20 protein-coding genes are annotated in these 25370 nt (G+C 64.7%); 8 read left to right on the forward strand and 12 right to left on the reverse strand.

All coding sequences use genetic code 11. The features are described 5' to 3' along the window. Positions 1 to 178 precede the first annotated feature (178 nt). The 3 genes from ACTNAU_RS10645 to ACTNAU_RS10655 form a co-directional block, all read right to left on the reverse strand. Positions 179 to 610 carry a PH domain-containing protein gene (locus ACTNAU_RS10645; protein ID WP_441098405.1) on the reverse strand — a complete coding sequence of 144 codons (432 nt, stop codon included), beginning with the start codon at positions 608 to 610 and terminating at the stop codon, positions 179 to 181. A gap of 74 nt (positions 611 to 684) precedes the next feature. Then, positions 685 to 2604 (reverse strand): NAD(+) synthase, encoded by a 1920-nt coding sequence (locus tag ACTNAU_RS10650; RefSeq protein WP_441098406.1) that lies wholly within the window; start codon positions 2602 to 2604, stop codon positions 685 to 687. Positions 2605 to 2756: 152 nt separating this feature from the next. Continuing rightward, positions 2757 to 4844: a PTS sugar transporter subunit IIC/EAL domain-containing protein gene (locus ACTNAU_RS10655; RefSeq protein ID WP_441098407.1), complete on the reverse strand. Its 2088-nt coding sequence runs from the start codon at positions 4842 to 4844 to the stop codon at positions 2757 to 2759. 238 nt (positions 4845 to 5082) lie between these two features. Between ACTNAU_RS10655 and ACTNAU_RS10660 the strand changes: the two genes are divergently transcribed. Further along, a complete protein-coding gene (locus ACTNAU_RS10660) occupies positions 5083 to 6879 on the forward strand; it encodes a DUF885 domain-containing protein (protein ID WP_441098408.1) in 1797 nt (598 codons plus the stop codon). Between the two features lie 123 nt (positions 6880 to 7002). Here the strand turns inward: ACTNAU_RS10660 and ACTNAU_RS10665 are convergent, their stop codons facing one another. Further along, a complete protein-coding gene (locus ACTNAU_RS10665; protein WP_441098409.1) occupies positions 7003 to 7503 on the reverse strand; it encodes a phosphatase PAP2 family protein in 501 nt (166 codons plus the stop codon). Positions 7504 to 7569: 66 nt separating this feature from the next. Beyond that, positions 7570 to 9003: a hypothetical protein gene (locus ACTNAU_RS10670; RefSeq protein ID WP_441098410.1), complete on the reverse strand. Its 1434-nt coding sequence runs from the start codon at positions 9001 to 9003 to the stop codon at positions 7570 to 7572. 793 nt (positions 9004 to 9796) lie between these two features. Between ACTNAU_RS10670 and ACTNAU_RS10675 the strand changes: the two genes are divergently transcribed. Next, a complete protein-coding gene (locus tag ACTNAU_RS10675; protein ID WP_441098411.1) occupies positions 9797 to 10495 on the forward strand; it encodes a 5'-methylthioadenosine/S-adenosylhomocysteine nucleosidase in 699 nt (232 codons plus the stop codon). A 75-nt stretch (positions 10496 to 10570) separates the two neighbouring features. On the opposite strand, the gene prfB is transcribed toward ACTNAU_RS10675, so the two are convergent. After that, positions 10571 to 11692: a peptide chain release factor 2 gene (prfB, locus tag ACTNAU_RS10680; RefSeq protein WP_185914697.1), complete on the reverse strand. Its 1122-nt coding sequence runs from the start codon at positions 11690 to 11692 to the stop codon at positions 10571 to 10573. 297 nt (positions 11693 to 11989) lie between these two features. Here prfB and ACTNAU_RS10685 point away from each other — a divergent pair, with 297 nt between their 5' ends. The 6 genes from ACTNAU_RS10685 to ACTNAU_RS10710 all read left to right on the forward strand — a co-directional run bounded on the left by ACTNAU_RS10685 (position 11990) and on the right by ACTNAU_RS10710 (position 18510). After that, a complete protein-coding gene (locus ACTNAU_RS10685; protein WP_021660834.1) occupies positions 11990 to 12931 on the forward strand; it encodes an RING finger protein in 942 nt (313 codons plus the stop codon). Positions 12932 to 12980: 49 nt separating this feature from the next. After that, positions 12981 to 13856, forward strand: coding sequence for a UTP--glucose-1-phosphate uridylyltransferase GalU (gene galU / locus ACTNAU_RS10690; RefSeq protein ID WP_216401483.1), 876 nt, complete (start codon positions 12981 to 12983; stop codon positions 13854 to 13856). Positions 13857 to 14024: 168 nt separating this feature from the next. Continuing rightward, complete coding sequence (gene rpsF, locus ACTNAU_RS10695) at positions 14025 to 14315, forward strand: 30S ribosomal protein S6 (protein WP_021660836.1); 291 nt, start codon at positions 14025 to 14027, stop codon at positions 14313 to 14315. A 19-nt stretch (positions 14316 to 14334) separates the two neighbouring features. After that, complete coding sequence (locus ACTNAU_RS10700) at positions 14335 to 14787, forward strand: single-stranded DNA-binding protein (protein ID WP_021660837.1); 453 nt, start codon at positions 14335 to 14337, stop codon at positions 14785 to 14787. Positions 14788 to 14805: 18 nt separating this feature from the next. Continuing rightward, the gene (rpsR, locus tag ACTNAU_RS10705) at positions 14806 to 15144 is read left to right on the forward strand and encodes a 30S ribosomal protein S18 (RefSeq protein ID WP_021660838.1); all 339 of its coding nucleotides are present in this window, start codon (positions 14806 to 14808) and stop codon (positions 15142 to 15144) included. A gap of 1176 nt (positions 15145 to 16320) precedes the next feature. Further along, the gene (locus ACTNAU_RS10710; protein ID WP_441098412.1) at positions 16321 to 18510 is read left to right on the forward strand and encodes a bifunctional metallophosphatase/5'-nucleotidase; all 2190 of its coding nucleotides are present in this window, start codon (positions 16321 to 16323) and stop codon (positions 18508 to 18510) included. Positions 18511 to 19050: 540 nt separating this feature from the next. Here the strand turns inward: ACTNAU_RS10710 and ACTNAU_RS10715 are convergent. The 6 genes from ACTNAU_RS10715 to ACTNAU_RS10740 all read right to left on the reverse strand — a co-directional run bounded on the left by ACTNAU_RS10715 (position 19051) and on the right by ACTNAU_RS10740 (position 24769). Next, positions 19051 to 20688, reverse strand: a complete 1638-nt coding sequence (locus tag ACTNAU_RS10715) for a PASTA domain-containing protein (RefSeq protein WP_441098413.1) — start codon at positions 20686 to 20688, stop codon at positions 19051 to 19053. A 279-nt stretch (positions 20689 to 20967) separates the two neighbouring features. Next, entirely contained in the window at positions 20968 to 21603 is a 636-nt protein-coding gene (locus ACTNAU_RS10720; RefSeq protein WP_441098414.1) for a GyrI-like domain-containing protein, read from the reverse strand. Positions 21604 to 21695: 92 nt separating this feature from the next. Next, positions 21696 to 22385 (reverse strand): hypothetical protein, encoded by a 690-nt coding sequence (locus ACTNAU_RS10725; protein WP_441098415.1) that lies wholly within the window; start codon positions 22383 to 22385, stop codon positions 21696 to 21698. Between the two features lie 460 nt (positions 22386 to 22845). Next, the gene (locus ACTNAU_RS10730) at positions 22846 to 23577 is read right to left on the reverse strand and encodes an ABC transporter permease (RefSeq protein ID WP_441098416.1); all 732 of its coding nucleotides are present in this window, start codon (positions 23575 to 23577) and stop codon (positions 22846 to 22848) included. Then, positions 23574 to 24308 (reverse strand): ABC transporter ATP-binding protein, encoded by a 735-nt coding sequence (locus ACTNAU_RS10735; RefSeq protein WP_441098417.1) that lies wholly within the window; start codon positions 24306 to 24308, stop codon positions 23574 to 23576. The genes ACTNAU_RS10730 and ACTNAU_RS10735 overlap by 4 nt, the downstream gene beginning before the upstream one ends. Beyond that, positions 24305 to 24769: a helix-turn-helix domain-containing protein gene (locus ACTNAU_RS10740; protein WP_216401491.1), complete on the reverse strand. Its 465-nt coding sequence runs from the start codon at positions 24767 to 24769 to the stop codon at positions 24305 to 24307. Before ACTNAU_RS10740 ends, ACTNAU_RS10735 begins: the two co-directional genes overlap by 4 nt. Positions 24770 to 25370 lie beyond the last annotated feature (601 nt).

A 25370-nucleotide genomic window follows, 5' to 3' on the forward strand; every position in this document is an offset into this window, starting at 1 on the left:
GAGCCCGCGCCCCCGGGGGCCGCTTTTGGCTGTGGGGCGGCGGGGCGCAGCCCTGGGGCAGGGGCGCGGCGCAAAAGGGCGGCAAAAAAGCCCCCGGCGCGCCAGGGGCTTCTCTCCCCTCTGGTTGGAGGGGGCGGTGCCGCGAGATGGGCCCCGCGGTTTTGACAGGGGAACAGGGCTAGAGGCGCTCGTCCTCCCAGTCCTCCCCGTCTATCTGCTCGCCGTCGTGAAAGTCGTCGTCGCAGGCGTGGCCGCCGTCGTCCAGCAGCTCGCCCACCCGGATCTTGCGGGAGAGCTTCATCTTCTCCACCTGCTGGTGGAGGGTCTCCTTGACCTCGCGGGGGCGGCGGATGTTTTTCAGTTCCAGCACCGGCATGGTCTTGTCCGAGGACTGGACCAGCACCGAGCCCACCCCGAAGATGCGCTGTCCCAGGGTGATCTTTAAACTGATGTCCCGCACCCGGTAGAGGAGCACCTCCTCCTGCCGGGTGTTGAGGAGGCCGGTCTCCAAAAAGAGGCGGTCCTCGGACATGGAGTAGCGGGTAAAGGTGATGGGCATCCCCAAAATGCGCTTGCGGTCTTTCCAAACGATTGGCACTTCACTGACCATCTGGCAGTCCTCCTTGGCTGGCTTTTCTCCATTGTACCAGGGCGGGGGCAAAAACGCAATCGCCTTACCTGGGCTCAGTCCCGGCCCTCCAACCCCTCCAGCTGCTCCAGCCAGAGGGCGGCGCTGGAATCGCTGGGCATCCGCCAGTCCCCCCGGGGGGAGAGGGAAAGCGCGCCCACCTTGGGCCCGTCGGGAAGGGCCGAGCGCTTGAACTGCTGGGCGAAAAAGCGGCGGTAGAACAGGCGCAGCCAATGCAGGATCTCTTCTGCCGAAAAGGCCCCGGCAAAGGCGATACAGGCCAGCCGGTAGACCTTGCGGGGCGGCTCGCCACAGCGGAGGGCATGGTAGAGAAAGAAGTCGTGCAGCCGGTAGGGGCCCACCAGCGACTCGGTGCGCTGGGCGATCTCGCCCCCGGCCCCTGCGGGGAGCAGTTCGGGGCTGACCGGGGTGGCCAGTATATCCCGCAGGGCGGCGGCGCACTCCCCTCCCGCTCGGTCGGCGGCAAAGGCGACGAGGTGGCGCACCAGGGTCTTGGGCACCGAGGCGTTGACGGCGTACATCGAGAGCTGGTCGCCGCCGTAGGTGGCCCAGCCCAGGGCCAGTTCCGACAGGTCGCCGGTGCCCACCACCAAGCCGCCCTCGGCGTTGGCCAGGTCCATCAGCACCTGGGTGCGCTCCCTCGCCTGGGCGTTTTCGTAGGTGGTATCGGTGCGCCCTTGGGGGTGGCCGATGTCGGCCAGGTGCCCCTCCACCGCCCGGGAGATGGAGATCTCCCGAAAGGAGGCCCCCAGAGAGAGGGCCAGTTTGCGGGCGTTTTCCCGGGTGCGGGGGGTGGTGCCAAAGCCGGGCATGCCCACCGCCAGGACGTCTGCGCGGGGGCGGCCCAGGGCGTCGGCTGTCCCGGCGCAGACCAGCAGGGCCAGGGCGGAGTCCAGTCCCCCCGAGACCCCCAGCACCGGGCGGTAGCTGGTGTGGCGCAACCGCCCCGCCAGCCCCGCCACCTGCAGGGCGAGGATCTCCCCGCACCGCTCCTCCCGCCCCGGCCCGGGGGCGGGGACAAAGGGCTCCCGCTCCACCGGGCGGGTGAGGGCGGTCTCCTCTATCTGAACAGAAAAGGGGATCCGCCGGTATCCCCTCTCCGGCGCGGGGAAGGCGTCCCTCCGGCTGCGCGCAAAGGCCAGGCGCTGCAGATCCAGCTCGCCGCAGGTAAGCCCGCCCTGGAGCATCGGGCTCTCGGCCAAGAGAACGCCGTTTTCGGCGATGAGGTTGTGCCCGGCAAAGACCAAATCGGCGGTGGACTCCCCCGCCCCGGCCGAGGCGTAGAGGTAGCCCGCCAGCAGGCGGGCAGACTGCCCGACCACCAGCCGGCGGCGGTAGGCGGCCTTCCCCGCCACCTCATTGCTGGCCGAGAGGTTGGCGAGGACGGTGGCCCCGGCCAGGGCCAGTCCCACCGAGGGCGGGAGGGGGACCCACAGGTCCTCACAGATCTCCACCCCCAGCACCCAGTCGGGCAGCTCCCGGCAGCAAAAGAGCAGGTCGGCCCCAAAGGGGACCCGCTGCCCACAGAGGGAGAGGTCCTCCCCGCCAAACGGGCCGGGGGTGAACTGGCGCCCCTCGTAAAACTCGCCGTAGTTGGGGAGGTTTCGCTTGGGCACCACCCCCAGCAGCCGCCCCCCCTGCAAGACGGCGGCGCAGTTGTAGAGCTTGCCCCCCGCCCGCACCGGCAGCCCCACCACCGCCACCAGGTCGCCCATCTCCCCGCTCGCCCACAGCAGACGCCCCAGGGCGGCCTCGGCCCCCTGGAGCAGGGTCGGCTGCAAAAAGAGGTCGCCACAGCTGTAGCCGGTGAGTCCCAGTTCGGGCAGCACCAGCAGTTTGGCCCCCTGGGCCGCCGCCTCCCGCAGAAGCTGGACACTGGCCGCGGCGTTGTAGGCGCAGTCGGCCACCCGCAGGTCGGGGCTGCCCACCGCCACCTTTAAAAATCCGTCTCTCAAGATCCCTCACTCCCCTCTCTGCCAGTCTGCCCCGGGGGCAGCTGGCAGATGCCAAACAGCGAGAAAAAAGGCGTCTCGGAGAGGGCTTTCTCCGAGACGCCTTTGTCTCTTTTCGCTGATATTATACTCCTGAGCAGAGCGGTCTGCAAGACCTAGCGCCAGGGTTCCTCCCGGCAGAAGGCGAGGCACTCCTCCAGGGGGACCGCCGGGCTGTAGAGGTAGCCCTGAAACCGGGTGCACCCCAGGGCGATGAGGGCGTCGCGCACCTGCGCGGTCTCCACCTGTTCGGCCACCGTGTCGAAGGAGAGCCCCGTCCCCAAAGACACCAGGGAGGAGACGATCTCCCGGCTGCGGGCGTTCTCGGTCACCTGGCGCACCAGGGAGCCGTCCAGTTTGACGTAGCGGAAGGGGTTTTCCTGCAGATAGCGCAGGGAGGTGTGCCCCATGCTGAAGTCGTCCACCGAGACGGGGATCCCCGCCGCCCAGAGGCGGCCGATGTTTTCCGACACGTGCTCGCGGTCGATGAGGGTGGTCTCCTCGGTGACCTCCAGCCCCAGGCCGCCGGGCCGCACCCCCGCGCCCTGGGCCATGGCGATGATCTGCTCGACCAGGGCCGGGTCGTCCAGCTGGGTGGCCGTCAGGTTGACCGAGACCGAGAAGGGCCGCCCCAGCGCCGCCCGAAAGGCCCCGGCGGCGCGGCAGGCCCGCTGCAGCGCCAACTCGGTGAGCTGGCCGTAGACCCCCTCCTCCTGCGCCAGGGAGATGGCCAGGGGCGGGTAGACCAGCTGCCCGCCAAAGCGCCAGCGCAGCAGGCTCTCGGCGCCGAAGGCGTGGCCGTCGGCGTCCACCTGGGGCTGGTACCAAAAGGGGACCGCGCCGGACTGCAGGTCCGCCCGCAGGCGGGAGGCCAGCTGTTTGGCCGCCGCCCCCAGCTGCCCGCCCCGGTCGAGGAAGCGGGGCCGCTCCCCCGCCCGCTCCCCCGCCTGAAAGGCGTCAGTGAGGGCGCGCAGCATCTCCTGCTCGCGGCCGGAGCGCACCCGGTCGGAGAGCTTGACAAAGGGGGCGTAGATGGCGGTGCCCACCGCCACGATCACCAGCTGCACCGCCGCCCCCCGCCAGGAGTCCACCGCGATGTAGCCGCTGAAGAGGACCGGGGTGGTCCAGGCGACGGTCTTGGTCACCACCGGCAGAAAGCCCACCCAGGTGGCGAAATAGGCGATGCACAGCGAGCAGATGGGCACCAGGATAAAGGGGATGAGGTAGATGGGGTTCAAGATGACCGGCAGGCCGTAGACCAAGATCTCGTTGATGCCGAAGAGGCCGAAGGGCAGCGAGGCCCCGGCCAGGCGGCGGTCGTCCTTGGAGCGGGAGAAGAGCAGCAGCGCCAGCAGCAGGCAGATGGTGGCGCCGCAGCCGCCGATGAGGGCGAAGTTGTCGAGGAAGGACTTGCAGACGACGGCGGTGGGGTCGGCGTTGGCGGGGACAAAGAGCCGGGTCGCCACCTGGTCGAGGGCGTTGCCGCCGTGGATGCCGAACATCCAGAGGGTGCCCTGCAGGGCGGTGAAGAGGATGCCGCCGGACAGGTCGTTGCCCGCGCGGGAGAAGAGGGCGCTGGCCCCAGCGGTGATGAGCTCGTTGAGGCTGGCCACCCCGGCCAGCCAGTCCAGCGCCAGGTTGCCCGCGGCAAAGACGGCCACGCAGAGCAGGGCGGGGGCGATCCCCCCCATGGCGGCGCGAAAGCCCTCGTCCGCCCCGGCGGTGGAGAAGCGAAAGCGCCGGGGGGCGTGCTCGCCCAAAAATACAAAGAGCCTGGTGCCCGCCACCGCGCACAGCAGGGCGGTGAACACCCCGGTGGAGCCAAAGCCCGCCAGCCGCTCCGCCGGGGCGGACTGGCCGAAGGTGGCCACAAAGCAGGCCACCGAGAGGGCCATGGCCGTCACCTGGGTGAACAGGTCCCCCTCCCGGCAGGCGCCGGCGTAGTGAAAGCCCACCGCCCCCGCCACGAAGATGGAGAGCAGACCGAAGGTGCTCTCCCCCACGCAGGCGAGGAACCGGTCCAGCGCGCCGCCCCAGAGGGTGGGCAGGGCCTCCTGAAACGCGGGCAGGGGAAAACTGCGCAGGAGCAGCGCAAAAGCCCCCACCATCAGCAGGGGGACAAGGGTGATAAACCCCTTTTTGATAGAGGAGAGCACCCGATTTTGCTCCAGCGCGTACAGCGCCCGCATTGCGCGTTTTCCCATGGCGGCCGGTTCCCTCGTTTCTTCCCTAGCGGAGAAAGGGAATTTGTCATTATTGTAACATATCCGAATGGGTACTTACAATACAAGCGGCGGGTCATTGGCCGCAAAAAGGGAAGATTTCCAACCTTTTCCTGCAATTTGGTCTCACCGGGCGGGGGATGTGGTATACTGAAGGGCAGGACGCCCCCCCTCGGGGGTCGCCGCCCTGCCAAGTCACTGTGAAAAGGAGTTCTTTGCCGTGAGAAAAACAAGTCGCCATCTGGCCCGCAGAGCTGTGGCGGGGGTACTGGCCCTGGGCCTGGCCCTCTCCCTTTCCGGCTGCGTCAAAAAGGGGGAGCAGGCCCGGTTTGACCAGTACCTCTCCACCCTGCCCACCGCCATCTTGGACAGCGATTCCCTCGATGTCAACTACCTGTTTCAGGACCCGGAGGCCCACGGCTTCTCCCTGGAACTGCTGCAGCTGCCCTACGCCGACGCCGAGGACTACCGGGAGAGCAAGGCCACCTGCCAGGAGATCCTAAAGACCCTGCAGGGCTTTGACGAGCAGTCGCTGGACCCCTCCTCCCGGCTGACGCTGCAGATCCTCAAGGACTCCTTTCAGCGCAATCTCCTCACCCTGGACGACTATTATCTGGACAACAACTACCTGGGCAGCTTCCTCGGCTTTCAGGCCCAGCTGCCCATGCTGCTGGAAAACTTCTACTTCGAGCGGCAAAACGACCTGGACAGCTACTTTAACATCCTGCGCACCTGCGGGGAGACCTTCCACCTCTACGCCGAGAACGAGCGGGCGCGCCAGGAAAACGGCTGCGGCATGTGCCAGAGCATCCTCGACAAGGTCATCGAGCAGTGCGAGACCTTCGCCGCCCAGGAGACCCCCTACCTGGTGCCCATCATGGACGAGAAGATCGACGGCTGCGCCTTTTTGAGCGAGGGGGAGAAGGCCGAGGCCAAGGCCACCAGCCGCCGGCTGCTGGAGGGGGAGCTGATGGCCGCCTACCGCCAGCTGGCGGGGGAGCTCTCGCAGATCGACGCCCCCGAGGAGGAGCTGGGCCTCGCCCACCAGCCCGGCGGCAAGGACTACTACCTGGCGCTGCTGCAAAAGACCACCGGCATCGACTGGGAGATGGATGAAGTCAAGACCTTCCTGCACACCCACATGGCCCAGGCCGCCACCGACATGGGCAAGCGGATGCAGGAATTGCAAAAGAGCGACCCCGCCATCTACCGGGAGCTGATGGAGGGGGCCACCCCCGCCTACTCCCGCTTCTCGTCGGTGGAGGAGACGCTGGACTACCTGGGGGAGGCCATGTTGCAGGACTTTCCCGCCACCGAAAACCTCACCTACCAGATCCGCCCGGTGGACGAGTCGATGAAGGACAACTTCTCCCCTGCCGCCTACCTGAAAAGTCGGATCGACAAGCCCCTGGGCAGCCCCCAGATGATCTACATCAACGGCGAATACAGCACCGACCTCTTCTCCACCATCGCCCACGAGGGCTACCCCGGCCACATGTACCAAAACACCTATTTTCAAAACCTGCAGCTGCCCACCATCCGCTATATGATCGACTACAACGGCTACTCCGAGGGGTGGGCCACCTATGTGGAAAACAGCAGCTACAAATACGCCACCGAGGACCGGGAGCTGGCCGAGCTCTATTCCTACAACGACCGCTACACCCAGTGCGTCATCGCCCTGGCGGACATCGGGCTGCACTACGACGGGTGGAATTACGACCAGTTTGCCGCCTTTTTAAAGACCTATTTCGGCGACGAGATGGACGACGAGGTCCTCCGCTCCCAGTTCTACCTCAACCTGGAGACCCCCACCAACTACCTGCAGTACTACCTGACTGGCATGGCCTACCAGGACCTGTATGACGGCGCGGAAGAACAGCTGGGGGAGCGCTTCTCCCCGGTGGAATTCAACCGGGTGCTGCTGGAGACCGGGCCCGCCAGCCTGGACATCCTGCAGCAGCAGGTGGACAGCTACGTCAAAACCGCCAAGGGCGGGGCGCAGAAGGCGGCCTGACTTTCTTCTCTGCCCTCCTTTACACCGCCCCTGCCCGAACGCTTTCCCCCTGCCCCGCGAAAGAGAGGGCCGGCCCCTGTGGGGTCGGCCCTCTCTTTTCTGCGGCAAACAAAAAAGGCCCGCCTAAAGCGGCAGGCCGTAGAGACAGGCAAAGCCAAAGAGGAGCCCGAAGGCCGCCCCGGCGGCGGTGTCCCGCGGGAAGTGGACCCCCGCCAGGGGGCGGACCACCGCCATCCCCGCCCCGGCGAGAAAGACCGGCAGCCCCAGCCAGGGGGAGAGGTACCAGAAGGCGCAGCCAATCAAAAAGGCCGAGGCCACATGCCGGCTGGGGAAGGAGCGGCCCGCCTTCTCCCGCCCGATGAGGGGGGCGATGGGCAGGGCCTCGTAGGGGCGGGGGGCGTTGTGGAGCCGCCGAAAGACACTCACCAGCAAAAAGCCGGCCGCCGGCACCCAGAGCACCTTCCAAAAGCGGGCATCCCGCCGCCAAGCCAGGGCCAAAAGGCCCAGGGGGTAGGCGCAGTAGACCAGCCGGGGCAACCAGCGGTTGGCCGCTTTGAGGGCGGCCAGACGGCCGGGCCGGGCCAAAAACCAGCGGCGGACCCGCTCGTACTGCGGCGCTGTCACAACCAAATCCCCCCTTCTCCCTGTCGGCGTCTCCATCCTACCACAGGAGGGGGCGGGGGCGCAACCCTAGGGCCGAGGCAACAGGGTCACCGGCTCCGTCTCGTCCAGGGCCACCTGGTAGAGGAGAAGGGCATCCGCCCGGCCCTCTCCCGTGTCGGCGGGGGTTTGGGGGAGAACGATCCAGTGGGGAACTCCCTTGTCGTCAAAAAGGGCCACCGCCGTCCGGTCGATCTTTTTGCAGCTGGCGATGGAATAGGTCTCGACCCCTCCGCCCCGGCGAAGCTGAAAGACCCCCCTCTCGTAGGTGAGGTGAAACTTGCCCGAATCGCTCTGCCAGCGGCCCTCCAGCCGCTCCAGGAGGGGGCGACCCTCCCGCCCTCCAAAGAGGAAGACGGCCGCGTGGGGCTGGCGGTCCTCCCCCCGGTAGCTGACCGCGCAGACGTCGTCCCGCAGCCACCGAAGCTTGACTTCTCCCCCCTCCAGCCAGCCCTGCAAACTGGTTTCCGGGCGGATGAAAACGCCCCCCACCGAGCGGTAAAAAATCATCCGCCCCGAGGCGGTGTTTCTCCGCAGGACCGCCACCTGTCGAAAGTCGGGCGAAGGGGCGATGAGCCGGTGGGTGGTGAGGGCGTCGGCCGCCGCACAGACCGCGTTGACCCCCAACAGGGCCCCAAAAAAGGCGGCCAGCAGCGCCCGGCCGAGGCGGCTGCGCCGCGCCAGGCAGAGAGCGGCCCCCAGAGCCGCCAACAAGGTCAACCCGTTGAGGAGGGGGGCCAGCCAGGACCAGAGATAGCGGCACCCCCGCTCCCCCACTACGGCGGCATAGTAGCAGAGCTGCCCCCCGCCCAGCACCAGCGCAGCCCAGAGAAACACTCGGCCGTAGGGACGCAACTGGGCAGCCCGCCAGGGCGGCGTCTCCCCCGCGGGAAAGCGGCGGCTCCACCCCTCCTCCCACTGCCGCCAAAGGGCGGGACAGGGGGCGGCTGGGCATCTGCGCCACCGGCCGCCGCTCCACTGCCGCAGCCGGGTCAACACCTCTTCCGGTGGGGCGGGCAGGGCGTCTCTGGGGAGGGGGATACAGCGGCGGCCGACCAAAAAGGCCAGCAGCTCCCCTGTCTCCAGCACCTGCCACCCGCCCGGGCCCACCTCCACCTGCAGGCCGGGGGCGCTCCACACCAGCCCCTGGGGGGAAAGGGTGAGGGTCGCCTCCGCCCCCCGGCGGCAGGGGCGGCGCAGCCCCCGCATCCCCTGCCAGAGAAAGAGCCGGTTGCCCCAGAGGGCCGCCGTCAGCCCGCCAATCAGGAGGGCCGTCGCCAGCGGGGGCTGCCAGAAGTAGGTGCGAAAGGATCCAGCGGCGCTGAGGGCCAGATAGAGTCCCGCCAATCCCCCCACCGCGGCGCAGGCCAGCCGCACCCACCTTCCCCGCGCCCGGTAGCGGACGTCGGAGGCCCGGCAGAGCAGTTCCCGTGTCAGGGGGTAGCGGCAGGTGATCTTTTCCATGAGATGTGCTCCTCTCTTTTCACCGGGCAGGGCCGCTCTCTTTTGCCCCCTCGCAGAGGGGAGCAAGGGGGAGGGAGACCCATCCCGCAAAAATCCAACGCGGCCAGTGGGCCCCTGGCCACTCCTCTAAAAGACCTCTGTGGAGGAGGCCCTCCCCCGGCAACCTGTAAGGCGGCTTTCTCCACCCCTGCCGCTGCCCGCCCGAAAGGGGGGCCGCCCCTCCCCCGCAGAGGTCGCTGTCCGCCATGGCACGGCGCTCTTTTCATCCCCGAGCACCGCAGTGCGCGAAAGGGGGGAGAAAGCGCCTCCTCTATCTTTTCTATCCGCGCGCATTTTCTATCCCCAAACGCCACGGTGCGCGAAGAGGAGAGAAAGCACTTCCTCTATTTTTTCTGCCCGTGCACGCTCTCTATCTCCGAGCGCCACAGTATGCGAAGGGGAGGAAAACGTCCCCTCTGCTTTTCCTGTCCGCACGCGTTCTCTATCACCGGGCGCCGCGGTGCGCAAAGGAGAGAGAAAGCGCCGCAATGCGCAAAGGGGCGAAAAATGCCCCCCTTCGCCTTTTCGTTTACCTGTGCTTTTTATTATATCACCGCCGGGCGAAAATCGACACGGTTTGCGCCCCTTTTATCAAATAAAGCCCGCCTTTTCGACAAAATCCACCCCCTCTTTTTGCCGGATTGCACAATGTTTCCCGCCGCCCTTGACAGCCGGACGGCCGCCGCCGTATACTATTTTTCCTTTCGCTTTGCGGGAGGGGAAAATCAGGAATGCAAAAAAGGAGGCAGACGAGATGCAGCAGCAACCCATTTTGATCCAGGGGGCCATGCCGGTGGAGGTAGCGGCCCTGCGCGAGGCCCTGGAGGGGCGGGAGGACCAGACCCTGCACGGGTTCTCCTTCTCCACCGGGACGGTGGAGAGCCACCCCCTGGTGGTGAGCGAGACCCAGATCGGCACCCTCAACGCCGCCCTGTCCACCGCCGTGGGCATTGGCGCCTACGCCCCCCGGGCCGTCATCAACCAGGGGCTGGCCGGGGCCCACGTGGAGGAGCTGGCGGTGGGCGATTTGGTGGTGGGCACCGCCACCGTAGCCCTGCACGGGATGCAGAGCCCCGCCCGGGCCGCGGGCGAGGGCTGCGCCCCCTTCGACTGGGTCTTCGACCCCCGCTCGGTGCCCATCCCCTCGGACGAGGCGCTGCTGCGCCACTTCGCCCAGGTCCCCTGGCCGCACGGCCGCGCGGTGGCAGGGGTGCTGGGGAGCGGTGACCTCTTCAGCCGGGAGATCGACCGCATCCGCTGGATGCAGGAGAAAAAGGGCGAACTCTGCGAGGAGATGGAGAGCGTGGGCACCTACGAGTGCTGCCGCCGCTTCGGGGTCCCCTGCATCGGGGTGCGCGTCATCTCCAACAACGAGCTCACCGGCGAGCCCTTCACCGACTTGGTGGCCGGCGACCTGCAGCGCTGGCTGCTCGGGCAGATCGCCTGCCTCTGACCCCGCCTCGCCCCGCAAGGGCGCAAAAGAGAGAGGGCCGCACGTCAGGGTGCGGCCCTCTCTTTTTAAAACGCGCTATTTGGCCAGTTTGCCCAGGCTGGCGGCGGTGAGATAGGCGTTGATGAACCCGTCCAGGTCGCCGTCCATCACCGCGCCCACGTTGCCCACCTCAAAGCCGGTGCGGTGGTCCTTGACCATGGTGTAGGGCATGAAGACGTAGGAGCGGATCTGGGAGCCCCAGCCGATCTCCTTCTGGTCGCCCTTGATGTCCTCGATGCGCTCGAAATTCTCCTGCTCCTTGATTTTCATCAGCTTGGAGAGGAGCATCTTCATGGCCACCTCCCGGTTCTGGTGCTGGCTGCGCTCGTTCTGGCAGGCCACCACGATGCCGGTGGGCAGGTGGGTGATGCGGATGGCCGACTCGGTCTTGTTGACGTGCTGGCCGCCCGCACCGCTGGAGCGGTAGGTGTCCACCCGCAGGTCCTCGTCCCGGATCTGCACGTCCAGGTCGTCGGCGATCTCGGGCACCACCTCCAGCGAGGCAAAGGAGGTGTGGCGGCGGCCGGAGGAGTCAAAGGGCGAGACCCGCACCAGCCGGTGCACCCCGTTCTCCCCCTTCAAATAGCCGTAGGCGTTCTGCCCCTCGATGAGGATGGAGGCGGATTTGAGGCCGGCCTCCTCCCCGTCCAGGTAGTCCAGCACCTTGACCTTGAAGCCGTGGCGCTGGGCGTAGCGGCCGTACATCCGGTAGAGCATCTCGGCCCAGTCCTGCGCCTCGGTGCCGCCGGCCCCGGCGTGAAAGGTGAGGATGGCGTTGTTGCCGTCAAACTCGCCCGAGAGGAGGGTGGACAGCCGCTGGCTCTGCAGCTCCTCCTCCACCTGGGCGACGGCGGCGGAGATCTCCTCGGTCATCGACTCGTCGCCCTCTTCCAGGGCGATCTCGATGAGGGTGGCGGCGTCCTCATAGGCGCCCTGCAGCTTTTGATAGCGGGCCAGCACGTCCTTGATGTCGCTGATTTGCTTGAGGATCTTTTGGGAGGCCTTCATGTCCTCCCAGAAGGCGGGGTCGGCGGACTGGCTCTCCAGCCGGGCCAGCTCGGCGGCCTTCCCCTCCAAGTCCAGGGAGACCCCCAGTTCTTTCAGAGGGGTTTCCAGCCCCTCCAAGCGCTGTTTGAGCTCTTCTATCTGCAATAACATTGGTGTCCCCTTCCGAAAAAACAAGTGTGGAGCGGGCGCGGCAATGGCCGCTGTCCTCTGGGTATTCTACCACCCGCCGCCCGGCTTTTCAACCGCCGCGCCCCCTCATTTTCCCTCTGTTTTCAATTCTTTCACACAATCTATTGGATTTTTGGGGGCGGTGCGATATAATATAGAAGAATCTCTTTTTGCCCTTTTGGGGCAAAAAGACGCCGCGCCGGCGGGCCTTTACACCCCGGCAGCGGCCGAGGGGCGGACGGTCGCCGTCCGCCCCTTTTTTACGGAGGTGAACCTTTCTTGGCTTCATACAAGGGCGAATTATGCCCGGTTTGTCACAAGGCGTTTGCAGACGGCGACCAGATCGTCGTCTGCCCGGAGTGCGGCACCCCCCACCACCGGGACTGCTACTTTCAGCTCGGCCACTGCGCCAACGCCGAGCGCCACGGCGAGGACTTTGCCTGGCAGCCGGAGAAAAAGGCCCCGGCCGCCGCGCCGGGGATCGAGGGGGGCGCGGCCCCCGGGCAGGAGGGGGACGGCTTCTCCCGCCCCTGCCCCCACTGCCACGCCGCCAACCCGCCGGGCGCCCTCTTCTGCATCTCCTGCGGCAAGCCGCTGGAGAGCCAGCAGCAGCAATACGCCGCTGGGCCGGGGTTTGGGCCGATGGCCGCGAACCAGCAAAACATCAAGTACGGCGGGGTCGATCCCGAAGACACCATCGACGGCATCCGGGTGGAGGACATGGCCGAATTCATCGGCCCCAGCTCGGGCTACTACCTCTACCAGTTCAAAAACATGGACATGCGGGGGCGCAAGCTCTCCTTCTCCTGGTCGGGGTTCTTCATCACCCCCCTCTACATGCTCTTTCGCAAGGTCTGGCCGGTGGCCCTGCTCTCCATCCTGCTCAACATCACTCTCAACATCCCCGGCATCATCTTCTTTTTGACCCCTGAATCCCAAATCAACACCCTCCTCACCGGCCCCTTTGCCGTGGCCTACACCGTCACCAGCCTGCTGATGATGGCCGTGCAGATCTTCTTCGGCCTCTTCGCCAACGCCATCTACCGGCGCTCGGTGGTCAAAAAGATCAAGCGGATCCAGGCCATGGGGCTCGACCGCACCGAGACGCTGCGCCTCTACCACAAAAAGGGCGGGGTCTGCCGCTGGGCGGTCCTCACCGTGGGCCTGCTGCTGATGATTTCAAGCCTGGTCGGCACCCTGTTGACCGCCGCCGGGTTCTGATTTCACCGACCACACACCAACCATACCGACGATAGGAGTGCTAAAGACGATGCAAAAAATTCGCAAAGCCGTCATCCCCGCCGCCGGCCTGGGCACCCGGGTGCTGCCCGCGACCAAGGCCATGCCCAAAGAGATGCTCCCCATTGTGGACAAGCCCGCCATCCAGTACATTGTAGAGGAGGCGGCCGCCGCCGGCATCGAGGAGATCCTCATCATCACCTCCCGGGGCAAAGGGGTGATGGAAGACCACTTCGACCGCTCCCCCGTGCTGGAGCAGAAACTCCTCGACGGCGGGAAGAAGGCCCTTTACGACCAGGTGGTCTCCATCGCCGAGATCGCCAACATCACCTACCTGCGCCAGAAGGAGCAAAAGGGGTTGGGCCACGCCATCCTGCAGGCCAAAAACTTTGTGGGGGACGAGCCCTTCGCCGTCCTCTACGGCGACGACGTCATCGTCTCCAAAGACCCGGTCTGCGGCCAGTTGATGCGGGCCTATGAGACCTACGGCAAGGCCTGCGTGGGCATCAAAGAGGTGCCGGCGGCCGACATCTCCAAGTACTCCTCCCTGGCGGTGAAGCCGCTGGAGGGGAACCTCTACGCCATCGACAACATGGTGGAGAAGCCCCAGACCGAGGCGGAGGTGCTCTCCCTCTTCTCGATCCTCGGGCGCTGCGTCCTCACCCCCGACATCTTCGACATCCTCGAGCACACCGCCCCCGGGGCCGGCGGCGAGATCCAGCTGACCGACGCCATGCGGGAACTGGCCCTCTCGGAAGGGATGGTGGGGGTCGACTATGTGGGCACCCGCTACGACATGGGCAATAAGCTGGGGGTCCTAAAGGCCATCGTCGAGGTGGGGATCGACCACCCCGAGATCGGAGAGGACTTCCGCGCCTACCTCAAGGACTTTGCCGGCCGGCTGTAAAACCCGCCCAAAAGCCGTGGAAACGCCGATTTTTCGCGGCTTTTTTTGCGCGATCTGCCGAGCCCGCGTTGACTTTGCGGTTTTTTCTGGTATAATTATTTTGTTGCGCTTAGCAACATCCTTGTCCCCTTCGCGGGGACCTAATGTCCAAAAGGAGGTGCATTCAAAATGGCAAAGGTAAATTACGAGACCGTGATCGTGCTGAGCACCAAACAGGGGGAAGAGGGGATCAAAGCCCTCGTCGAGAAATTCCAGACCCTGATCGCTCAAAACGGTACCGTTGACTCGGTGGACGAGTGGGGCAAACGCCGCCTGGCTTACGAGATCGACCACGAGAACGAGGGCTACTACGTGCTGATCAACTTCAGCTGCGAGCCCGAGTTCCCCGCCGAACTCGACCGCGTCTACAAGATCACCAGCGGCATCCTGCGCACACTGATCATCAAAAAAGAGCAGTAAGCGGAAAGGGGAACGGCTTATGTTGAACATCGCAGCCATCATGGGCAGATTGACAGCCGACCCGGAGCTTCGCCACACCCCCAACAACGTGCCCGTCACCAGCTTTTCGGTGGCGGTGGCCCGCTCCTTTGTCCGCCAAGGGCAGGAGCGCGAGACCGATTTCATCAACGTTGTGGCCTGGCGCAGCACCGCCGAATTTGTCTGCCGCTACTTCAAAAAGGGAAATATGATCGCCGTCAACGGGTCGATCCAGACCCGCAAGTACCAGGACCGCGACGGCAACAACCGCACTGCCTTTGAGATCGTGGCCGACAACGTGCATTTTTGCGAGAGCAAATCCTCCGCTTCTCAGAGCGGCGGGACGACCTTCTCCATGCCGCAGCAGCCCCCCCAGAGCGACGTTATGAGCTTTTCGTCGGGCAGCACCGGTGACTTTGAAGAGATCGCCAGCGACGACGATCTCCCATTCTAACACAAGGAGGAAACGACCGTGGAAGAGAAAACCACCACCGCAGCGGCCCCTGCCGCTGCTTCCAGCACCGCTCCGGCCCCCCGCGAGAACCGCGAGCCCCGGGAGTACAACCGCGACCGGAGAGGCGGCGGGTTCCGCGGCGGCAAACGCGGCCGCCGCAAGGTCTGCGCTTTCTGCGCCGACAAGGCCGAGACCATCGACTACAAAGACATCAGCAAGCTCAGACGGTACCTGTCCGACCGGGGAAAGATCGTCCCCCGCCGCGTGACCGGCACCTGCGCGTTCCACCAGCGCGCCCTGACGACCGCCATCAAGCGCGCCCGTCACCTGGCCCTGCTGCCCTACACCAACGACTAATTAGGCAGCCGGACTTCACTTGTCTCTGTCAAGAGCGTCGACCCCTAAAAGGGTCGGCGCTCTTTTTGTTGTCAGCGCCCTCCTCCCCGCTCCTGCTGGGGGGAGCGCCTCGAAAACATTTTCGCCGGGACCATCGAACAGGGCGAACTGTCGGCAGTGGAGTTGCTGTCGGGAGGGGGCACGATCAGAAAGGCAAGTTTGCCGGTTTGCGAGTCGCAGGGCAGGCAAAATTTTTTCAGTGTGCCCTGAGTCGCCTGCCGGCGCCAAGCCCCCATAGGGCCGAATCAGGGCATCGGCTTTGTCGGCGGTTGTGCCTATCTCTCCTCCGCCGCTGTGGACGCTCCCCGCCAATCAAACGGCCGGAACAGGTCAAAAAAGCAGCGGTGGTCCCCTCTCTCCGGCCGGCAAATACTCTCTGCCCCGAAAAGGGCGGCCGGCGAGACTTGCCCCAGCCGCTGCCAAATGGCGCTTTTTCTCGGACTTGCCTACATCTCGTCATGGCGGAGACCCTTTGCTGCAAAAAGGGCTCTCCCCGCACAGACAGGCCCGGCAGCACCTGGCAAAAAAGGCGGCTGCGCCCCTCTCTCTCCAAAAATCGCCCGGAAGCAGCGCCTGGAAAAAGAGGCAACAAGGAGCTGCCCCGCCTCGGCGCCGCGAAATGAGCTACTGCCCGGCCAAATGCCCTTTCCCCCTGGCTTCTTTGACCGGAGCGGTTCAGCAGGCAATCTCTGTGTTTGCCCCCTCTCCTCCACCGGGCGGACACAGCTCTTCAGCTGGCAAAAAGAGGGAGCAGCTCCCTCCCCTCTCCCGGTGGAAACCAGCCCATAAAAAATCTGTCAAAACCTGCGGTTTCTAAAGGAAGATGAAAAATCTCCCCCTCACTTGCCCCTGATTTCTCTGTCTTTCACTACACTTTACATAATTTTTACAGAAACTTTGGTTATTCGTCAAAGCATCCATTTTTTTTTTTTTTGTTGTACAAATATGTAAATGTTGTATAATACCTATATGGAAATTGTTTCCCGTTTCGACTGGGGATCGAACTGTTATTCCCCCCTGCTCTTCTGGACCTGCGGATTGGGAAAGGCCGCAGGGAGCGGGCCGAAGCGGGACGATTTTCCGATTGGAGGGCCGCATCCTGTGGCTCTGGAAATGAAAGAAGGAGGAAAACACACGATGAAACCGCTTTTCAAGAAGGGACTTTCTGCCGTTTTGGCAGCGGCCCTGACGGTGAGCATGGCGGCTACCGCGTTTGCAACCCCCAACGCAGAGGATACCGTCATCACTGTACTGCACACCAACGACGTCCACGGCGCTGTGGTGAGCGACGATTCCCATGCCGGGCTGGACTACCTGGCCGGCATGAAAAAGGCCATGGAAGCTGGCGGCCAGAAGGTGCTGCTGGTGGACGCCGGCGACTACTCCCAGGGGACGCCCTTTGTGGCCGACTCCAAGGGACAGAGCGCCATCAAAATCATGAACGAGGTCGGCTATGACGCCGCCGCCCTGGGCAACCACGAGTTTGACTATTCCCTGGCCGAGATTTCCGCCAACATCAAGGCAGCCAAGTTCGACATCCTCAACACCAACATCGACGACCCCGAGAACATCGTCGACGGGCTGAACAAGCTGAAAAAGACCAAGGTCTTCAATTACGACAACGTCAAGGTGGGCGTCTTTGCGCTGGACACCCCCGAGACCTTTGAGTTGAGCCAGCCCGCCAAGGTGGGCAAACTCAACTTCCACGGCAGCGACCTGGAAACCGTTGCCCGGAACACCGTCAACGACCTGAAAACCAACCAGGGCTGCGACGTGGTCATCGCCCTCTGCCACCTGGGCGAGTCCTCCAACAAGTGGACCTCTGTCGACCTGGCGAAAAACGTCACCGGCATCGACCTGATCGTGGACGGCCACGACCACCTGGAGCGGATGGGCACTGCCGGCCAGTACGATAAGAACAACAAGGGCGCCATCAAACAGGGCAACACCACCATCGTCTCCACCGGCACCGCCCTGGCCTTTGTGGGCAAAGTGACCATCACCGTCAAAAAAGACGGCACTGTGGACATCAAGTCCGAGGGCATCACCAACGAGTCGATGAAGAACGGCTACACCCCCGACCCCGCCGTCAAGACGGTGGCCGACGCAGTCGCCAAAGAGGTCAACGAGAAGTACGCCGAGGTCATCGGCAAGACCAAGATCGGCCTCTACGGCGGGACCCCCATCTGCCGCCGCGCCGAGAGCAACATGGCCGACCTGGTGGCCGACGCCAACCGCTGGCAGACCCTGCAGTGGCAGAAGACCGCCCCGGATGAGCTGAAAAACCTGCCGGTCGTCGGCTTCACCGGCGGTGGCGGCGTGCGCGCCTCCATCCCCGCCGGGGACATCACCAAGAAGGACATCATCACCGTGCTGCCCTTCGGCGGCGAGACCCGCTACCTGAAGATGAGCCACAAAGCCCTGTGGGAGATGGTGGAGAACGGCGTCAGCCTGATCTCCGTCAACGCCGAGGGGGCGGACACCGCCAACACCGGCGAGATCTTCGGCAACAAGGGCCGGTTCTTCATCCCCTCCGGCTTTAGCTACGAGTACGACCCGACCAAGACCGCCACCGATTCGGAAGCCAAGAAGATGGGCAACCGGGTCACCAAGATCACCCTGGATGACGGCACCGCCATCGACAAAAACGCCACCGACAAGTACGTTTTGATCATGACTGGCTCCTACGAAGTGGGCGGCGGCGACGGCTACTACATGTGCGACCCCGCTTACTATAACGACGGGCAGGTCAGCGTGGTGGGGGCCGACACCTCCAACGACGTCTTCCTGACCAACTACATCAAGTACCTGATGGGCCAACCTGGGAACGAGGACGGCATCTGCGTTCTCAGCGAGACCGGGCGGATCAAGGCCATCAACACCGGCTACACCGCCACCAAGTACGACGCCACCGTCAGCCTGCTGGACAAAGAGGGCAACCCCGCCGCCGGCGCCTGGGCCAAGGTGGAGATCGACGGCAAGGCCTTTGGCGAGTACACGGCCGACGAGAACGGCGTCATCACCGTGCCCGGCATCGACAACGGCCTGCACGACCTCTGCGCCATCGCCGAGGACGGCAGCCGCGCCGCCGACTATGTCAGCGACTACGCCGGCCACAAGTCCATCACCCTGCAGGCCAACTACACTGTGGTCAACCAGGGCGGCGGCTCTGACACCAACCCCGACCCCGACGTCACCACCCCTGACGACGGCAAGGAAAAGGGCGACTCGGTCAATACCGGCGACAGCACCGGTTCCCTGATCGCCTTCTCGGCGCTGGCCATCTCCGGCCTGGCGGCCCTGTCCCTGAAAAAGCGGAAACACTAGTTTTCCCCTAACCAAAGCCTCTCCTTTCCCAAAAGATGAGGGAGCGCAGTCAATCTGACTGCGCTCCCTTTTTCTGCCCTTTTGCTTTTTCCCGAGGAGGTGCTCCCCCGCAAAGCGGCAAATACCGGCTGGATCTTCATCTTTTTCAACCGGTTTCCCTTCTCATTCTTTCCAATTTGTATATTTTATATAAAATTATACTGAAATTGGAGTCCCATACACGGTAAAGCCCTCTCCTCGGTCTCTGCACTCCTCCGCCAGACAGGGGCGATACATAGAGGGTAGGAGGAGAATCCTCTGTCCACGTCCCCCCCTCCTTCCTCGGCAACCCGATCGAAGGGTCGCCCGGCAAACTGTCGAAAGCGCCTTCTCCCCACACCAAAAAAGGCGAGGGGATGGCTCCCTTCGCCTTTTTGCAACCAATCCTGTTTCAAATCAACTAGCTCTGTTTTTGCAGCACCCGCACAGTGACCACCGTGCTGCCGAGGGTGACCTTGGTGCCGGCCGAGGGGTCGGTGGCGAGAACGGTGCTACATTCTACTAATTTGCTTTTTCCTGCCTCACCATGATACTGACTTTTACACTATTCTTTGTGTTCCCCGGAACTATTTTTGTACCCGCTTCAACGCTTGAATAAACAACTGTACCAATTGCCTGATCCCCGGTATAAGATGGCGTCATGGTATATTGAATTTTTTTAGAATCCAGTTCACTTTTAACTGTGTTCCAGCTTTTCCCAACTATATCTGGCATATCAATACTTTCTGGTCCACTGCTAACAGTAATAGTAAGAATCTCTCCCTCTTTTAGTACTTCACCCGCTTTAGGAGAAAGATTACAGATAACATCCTTATCGTATTCACTACTATACTCTGTGACTACACGATATGGAATATCATCATATTCATTTTTGAATTCTGTTAAAGGCTTTCCAATTACGCTGGGAACGATAATTTCCTTTGTCTCTTCTGAACTGGTTGTAGAAGAAGATGGGGTTGACGAGGAGCCACCCGCCGGGTCTTCGGTGGGCCGGGTGTAGAGCCAGACGGCAATGGCCGCGCCGACAATCACCAGGGCAGCGGCGATCCCCGCGATCATCCAGATGAACTTCTTGTTGCCGCCGGAGTCCCTCCCGCCCTTCTTGGGCGACTGGGCGGCGGGGCGGGGCTCCTCCTCGTCGGTGATGCGGACTGCCTCCTTGGTGGGGGCCTCCGACGGGGTGGGGGCCTGCCGGGGCAGCAGGGCGGTGGCAAACTCCTCAATGGTGCGGATGCGCCCCTTGGAGGGGAGCACCAGGGCGGCGGCCACCGCCTGGGAGAGGCGGCTGTCCACCGTGTGGTTGACCTCTATCGGGGGGAGCAGGGCGTCGGCGGTGAGCCGCTCGTCGGCACTCTGGGGGCGGGTGCCGGTGATGCAGCGGTAGATGGTGGCTCCCACGGCGTAGATGTCGGTCCAGGAGCCCTGCCAGCCGGTGACGCTGTACTGCTCAGGCGCCGAGTAGCCGGGAAAGAGCTCGCACTGCAGTTCCGAGCCCTTGGTGCGCAGGGCGGAGGTGGCAAAGCCCACCAGCCGGACCTCCCCCTCCCCGTTGACCAGGATGTTGTCGGGGCAGATGCCGCCGTGCACCATCCCCAGCTTGTGGATCTCCCGCAGGGTCTTGAAAAAGGGCTTGAGGATGTTGAGGGTGGCGGCGCTGTCGATCTCGCCGATGGTGCGGGAGAGCACCACCGAGAGGGAGATGCCGTCAAAGTGCTCGGTCACGGCGTAGACGGTGCCCCGGTCCTTCCAGACGCCGTAGACCTGGCAGAGGGCCTCGGCCGCCTCGATGTGGGCGAGGGACTTGTAGAGGTCGACAAAGGATTCGACCACCGTCTTAAAGTGCATGCTCTCCCCCACGGCCACCCCGGCGGAACCGTTGAATTCCCGGTCCACCAGACCGGTGGGGAACAGCTCTCGCACGGTGACGCGGCGCTCCTCCTGGCAGTCATAGCCCTGGTAGTCGATCCCCTCGCCGTCCATGTGGATGACCTGGCCCAGCAAAAAGCGGCCGGCCACCACCGTGTGGACCGGCAGGGCCGGGTGGGGGTTGGGGGTGTTCTGGTCGATGTGGCAGCGGGGGCAGTGACCCTCTTCCAGCGGGGTCATGCAGTGGATACAGCGGTTGGTATCTATGTTCATCTGGCGTTCTCTCCTACTGTGGTGTGATGGCGCTGGGCGCAAACAGATGGATCAAAATCGACAAATTCTGCCGAGGTAGGCGGCCCACAGGGCGCTTTTCCCCCTCGGCCATTCATCTTATCATACCCTTTTTCCCGCCCAGTTGCAAGCGCCAGAGAGGGCTGGATCCCCCATTTTGTCCCCCCAATAGGCGGAGATTTTTTCCACCCCCTCCCGGACACGAAAAAGGGGCGGCCCCTCCCCGCGGGAAGGGCCGCCCCCGGCAAAACAGGGGTGCTGTCAGAGGGGCGCCACCGGCAGCCGCAGAACGGTCTTCTGCTTGTCCACCGGTGTCTTGCGGGGGTCGCCCAGGTAGATTTCGTGGTGGCGGCGCCCCTCGCTCAAGTCGGGGCGGTACCCCTCCTTCGCCAGGTAGGCGTGTATCCTGGCCAGGGTCTGGGGCTCATCGTCGTAACTGCCCCGGTGCAGGCACTGGACGCAGAGCCCCTCGTCCACTGTCAGCCGAAAAGCGGCGCTGGTGTCCAGCTTTTTCTTGCGGGCGGCTTCCTCCCTCGCCCAGGCAAAGACCTGGTCGGTGACAAAGTCGGGCAGGCGGATGGCCGCCCGCCAGCAGAAGGAGGACTTGTCGCCAAAGTCGGCGTCTGCGCCCCCCTCGCTCCACCACCAGCCCTCCAGCGGGGGAACGACGTACGCAAAGAACCCGTCGATGGGGTGTCCGCCCTTCTCGCTCATGCGGATGGTGTAGGAGACGGCGTAGAGGACGGACACCGCCCGGGAGAATTCGCCGCCCTCCTCGTTGGGGTCGCCCCGCCCCTCCACCGCCACAAAGGGGAGGGGCGGCACCTCGATGAGGGATGGCGTCTCGCCGGGGAGATAAAGGGAGCTCTCTGCTTTTTTGTAGTCCAGTGCAGCCATGTTTCATTCCTCCTGTAAAGGGTGTTCTCTTTTTTTACAGGATAGCAAAGAGAACTGGACAGCAGTCTGTCAGGTATGGGGGAAACACCGCGTCATCCGGCCAGGAGCCGGTCCCCCGCAATCAACTCCCGCAAAATCTCCTCTCCCCCGTACTTCTGCTTGAGGCTGCTCCCCCGCAGCAGCACCGGCGTCTCCTCGACGCCCAGTTTGGCCAGCAGGGCCGTGTCCCTCTCGTCCCCCTGCGGGGTGTAGCGAAAGATTTGGGCGTCCCGCTCCTCCAAATAGGAGCGCAGGGCCGCCGTTACGGCCGCATCGCCGGGCCCCTCACCCGCAATGTAGAGGAGGAGATCCCCCTTCCTCTCGGCGGTGAGGAGCCGCGCCTCCACCTCCTCTGCCGAAATGGGGGAGAAGGGGCCGTCGGGCCGGTGATCCCGGATGAGGGTGCGATTGTAGTGGGCGCTGTAGGCGACCACCGCCAGGGCGGCCCCGGAGAGGACCGCCAGAGCGGCCACCCCTCCGCGCCCCAGTCCCCTGCGGCGCAGAAACTGCACTGCGCCGGCGGCCAGGGCCGCTGCCGCCAGCAGGAGGACAAGGGCGTAGAGAAGCCCGTCCCGCAACAGGCTGTCCTGGTACCAAAAGGCGTATTCGTCCCGGGCGATCCCCGTTTGGTAGGCCACCTCTCCCCCCCAGACAAGGAGGGACAGGGAAGCGATCCCCAGGGGGATGCCGGGCCATCTCTCTGCGCTTTTTTTCATCTCCATCACCTCACTGCCATCATACACCGAAGGGCAGGGCGCTGCCTAGGAAAACCGCCCACATTCGTCCATCTGCCCTCTTTTGCGGGGAAATTTTGGGCAGCTTTCCCACCCTGCCGGTCCTGCGCCCGCCGCGCCGAATTGGCGCTGCGCCCCCCCTTTTGGAAACCCTTTGCCGCCCCGGAGGCAAGGGGTGCGCCCGACTCGGTGGACCCCTCCTCCCCATCCGCAAAGAGGAGGGGGAAGCTCTTCTCCCCTCTCCGCGGGCGGCCCCCACATCGGCCGTCCGGCGGTTTCAACGGCCCGTTTTGCAGACGGGGATTTTCCCCCTTCCACCGACAGACAAGCCGCATTTTCCCACCGCGCGGCGGCCGCGGCGGGCACCGCCTTTTTCGGGCCAAGGCGCCGCCCCTCTGCGCTCCTTTTTTGCGGCGGCAACCAAAAAAGCGGGTCCTGCTCCTCTTTGTAGAAGCAGGGCCCGCTTTCATCAGCCGCGCATCCTGTGGCGAAAGACCCAGACGGCCACCGCCAGCACCGCCACCGCGTAGCCCACCACCCACCAGAGGTGGGGGAAGACGCCGCCCCAATCCCCTGCCAGGGCGGCCCTCCCCGCCTTGACCGCGTGGATGAAGGGGAGGGCGTCCGCCACCCGCTCAAAGGCGCCGCCCACCAGGCTCACGTCGAACCAGGTGTCCGACAGCCAGGCGGAGAGGTTGGTGAGGAGGGCCCCGCAGAGCCCGCCCACCTGCCGGTCGGTAAAGAGGCTGCCGCAGAGCAGCCCGATGGCGATGAATAAAAGGGCTGTCGGCAGCAATACCGCCAGCGCCGGCAGCAGGTTTGCCGTGACGGGGAGCCCCAGACAGAGAGCCGTCAGGTAGCAGACCGCCCCCTGTGCCAGCGCCATGGGAAAGAGGGGGAGGATGTACCCCAGCAGGAAATCGCCCGCCCGCATGGGGGAGGTGAAGAGCCGCTGGACAAAGGCGCTGGTGCGGTCGCGGGCGATGAGCATCCCCGAGAAGAGGGAGATGAAGGAGAGGCCGAAGACCGCGATGCCCGGGGCCAGCCGGGCAATGGGAAAGAGCTCGGTGGGGACATTTTTCTGAATGGCGGTGAGCAGCAGCAGGAGAATGACCGGGAAGCCCATCCCAAACAGCAGGTTGATGCGGTCGCGGACGATCTCCTTGGCGTTCCTGCCCGCAAAGGCAAGGGTCCGGTTCACAGGGCAGCCCCCCTCTCCCCCGCCAGGGCGACAAAGGCGTCTTCAAAGCTGGACGCGCCTGCCTGGGCCATCAGCTCCCCGGCGGTGCCGACGGTGCGCAGCCGCCCCTCGGCCAGGATGCCGATGCGGTCGGACAGGGCCTGCGCCTCCTCCAGGTAGTGGGTGGTCAGCACCACCGTCACCCGGCCCTTGAGGCGCTGGATCTCCCGCCAGAGCTCCCGCCGGGAGAGGACGTCCAGGCCCAGGGTGGGCTCGTCTAAAAAGAGGACCTGGGGGTCGGTGATGAGGGCCAGGGCGATGCTCAGCCGCCGCTGCCAGCCGCCCGAGAGGGTGCGGGCCTGTTTCCTCTCCACCTGGGCAAAGTCCCCCTCCCGAATGGACTGGGCCGCCTTGGCGCGGGCCTCTCCCCTGCTGCAGCCGCCGATGCCGGCCATCAGTTCCAGGTTTTCGCGGACGGTGAGGTTGGGGGCCACCGCCGTCTCCTGCGGGGAGAGGCTGATGACCGCCTTGACCCGCTCCTTCTCCCGGAGGATGCTGTGGCCCATCAGCCAGGCCTCCCCCGCGGTGGGGGCAATCAGGCAGGAGAGCAGCTTGATGGCGGTGGATTTGCCCGCCCCGTTGACCCCCAGCAGGGCAAACAGCTCTCCCTGCCCGACGCACAGGTCCAGCCCGTCCAGGGCCAGTTTGTCCCGGTAGCGCTTGGTGAGGGCCTTGGTCTCAATGGCGTTCACTCCCCCTCGCCCCCTCTCTCGCTGCGGGGCGGGGCCTTCTCCCGCTGGGCGGCCTTCATCAGCTCGTGGGCAAAGGACTGCACCAGGTCGGCCTTGACGATGGCGATCCCCTGCTCCTCGTCCCCCAAAACCAGCAATTGGTCCCCGGTGGAGATGGAGAACACCTCCCGGGCCCGCTTGGGAATGACGATCTGTCCCCGCTCACCCACCCGCACCAGGCCGAAGAGATGCTTGCCTTTCGGGGTGAGCAGCGCCCCGCCCTGGCTGTCGTGGTGGTTGACCAGTTCGTCCAGGGTGATGTTGTAAAGGGTGGCCAGGGCCTGGGTGTTGGGCAGGTCGGGGATGGTCTCGCCGCTCTCCCACTTGGCGACGGCCTGGCGGGAGACCCCGATGCGCTCGGCCACCTCCTCCTGGGAGTAACCGTGGGCCCGGCGCAGAAACTGCAAATTCTCATGAATCATATTTTTCACACCTCCTATGGCTGTATTCTACCCCACCACAGCGGCCAAAACCACCAATTGCGGCTGACAGGGGGTGTTCGTTTCAGTTGCCCCTCCCCCAGCTCCCAAAGGGGGCAACCGCGCCGTCTTCGCGGGGAACAGGCCCCGCCGGCGGTCATATTGGACGGGCGATCAGGCGGTGAGACCCCTCTGATCGCTTCCCCCGCCGGAGGGGCGATCGCGGTCGGTGAGGCTTTCTGCGCCGCCGACTTCACACTTCCCGGCACCAAGTCAGCGGGTCCGAGGCGGCTGCTAGGGAAAAGGCGGCTGCCGTGTCCCTCTGTGCGGGGCGGAGCGGAGTGAGCGCCCTCCCGGCACCAAGTCAGCGGGTCCGAGGCGGCTGCTAGGGAAAAGGCGGCTGCCGTGTCCCTCTGTGCGGGGCGGAGCGGAGTGAGCGCCCTCCCGGCACCAAGTCGGCGGGTCCGAGAGCAGCTGCTGGGGAAAAGGCGGCAGCCGTGCCCCTCTACGCGGGGCGGGGCGGAGTGAGCGTCCTCCCGGCAGCCGATGGCGGGGAAAGACGGCCCGGTCCCTCTCCCCCGGCAAAAACGCAATCGGCTCCCGC

This window comes from Bittarella sp. HCP28S3_D9, assembly GCF_052065655.1.
Taxonomy (GTDB): Bacteria; Bacillota; Clostridia; order Oscillospirales; family Ruminococcaceae; genus Bittarella; species Bittarella massiliensis.